At 63.7% G+C, this 1,372-nt stretch carries 1 protein-coding gene; it reads right to left on the bottom strand.

What is annotated here, in order from left to right; all coding sequences use genetic code 11:
• Positions 1-1,372 (bottom strand): aromatic ring-hydroxylating dioxygenase subunit alpha (locus ABD250_RS17710; RefSeq protein WP_344393551.1); only part of this gene is annotated, 1,372 nt, incomplete at both ends.

Here is a 1,372-nt window from a genome sequence, read left to right as displayed (position 1 = left end):
GTGGCGCTTGCACCGGGTCCGAGCCCACGTGCACCTGCGCTGCGGCTTCTACCGGACGTTCGAGGTGATCGGCCCACCGGCGCAACAACTCCCGCTGGTTGTACTCGCTGTAGCCGACACGGGTGGCGCCGGGTCCCGAGTATTCCTCGGGGGACAGGGCCTCGACGACGTTCTCGCCGTTCTCGAGCATGCCCATCCGGCTGTTGAGCAGCAGACGCCGTGCCATGGAGCCGGCGGCAGTATTGGTGAGGGACACCCAGTTCTCGACGTCGTCCTGCTCGAACATGCCGCCACTGCCGAAGCACATGAGATACGCCTTGTAGGAAAGCGCTTTGTACTCCTCCGGCGCGTTCTTGTCGACGGCGAACCACGAGAGGACTTCCGTCTCGTTCTCGCTGATCGGCTGCCACACGCGGATGGAAATGAAGGGGAGCACCTCGTCGGAGCCCTCTTCGACCCGCGGCCAGTTATGGACGAAGCTCATGTTCGGGAACAGTGAGGCCGCCGAGATCATGAACCCGTCCTTGCCGACCACGTCGAGCTGCTCCTGGGTCCACTGCTCCTTCATCCGGGCGATCATCTCGTCCGGGTAGCCCACGTAGCGCAGGCGCTCCTCCAGGCCACCTTCGGGCAGCTTGTAAGTGGTGCCGCCACCGTTGCCAGCCCAGTACGTGGTGCCGTCCTTGCGCTTCTCCGCCTTGGGCTCGCGGAAGAGGCCGATCTCCACCACCGAGGTGTGGGTCTGGGGCGTGTGGTACATGTCCCCGGCGAAGTTCTCGGCCCCGATCTTCCAGTTCGCCTTGACCCGCCAACGCTGAGGGCCACGCAGCTCGATGCCGTCCGCGCTCTGCTTCGTGTAGTAGTCCAGGTAGAACTTGAAGTCCCCCAGGAACTCCTCCAGGGGCTCGGCATCCGGGTCCATGCTGATGAAGATCAGACCGTTGTACGTGGCCAGCGAGGGAGCAGGCAACAGGGTCTGGCCCTTCTTCTTGAAGCCTTCCTCCCCGCCGTATGCCTCCTTGTGAAACGGCAGGCCAACGAGGCGCCCGTCGTTGCGGTAAGACCAACCGTGGTACGGGCAACGGAAGTGGGAGGCATTGCCCATCTCCGCCCGGCACACCTGCATGCCCCGGTGGAGGCACATGTTGAACAGGGCCCGGACCTGGCCCTGTTCGTCCCGAGAGATAATGAACGAGTCCTCGAGGACCCTGCGGACCACGTAGTCACCAGCCTCGGGGACCTCCGACTCGTGGGCGACGAACAGCCAGCTGCGGCTGAAGAGACGTTCCTTCTCGAGTTCGAAGAGCTCTTTGTCGTTGTAGATATGTGCAGGGATCATGCCCCGCCGTACGTCCTCGAGGACGCCGTGATG

Source organism: Dietzia cercidiphylli (assembly GCF_039531545.1).
Lineage (GTDB): Bacteria > Actinomycetota > Actinomycetes > Mycobacteriales > Mycobacteriaceae > Dietzia > Dietzia natronolimnaea.
This window is presented reverse-complemented; position numbering and strand designations above follow the sequence as displayed.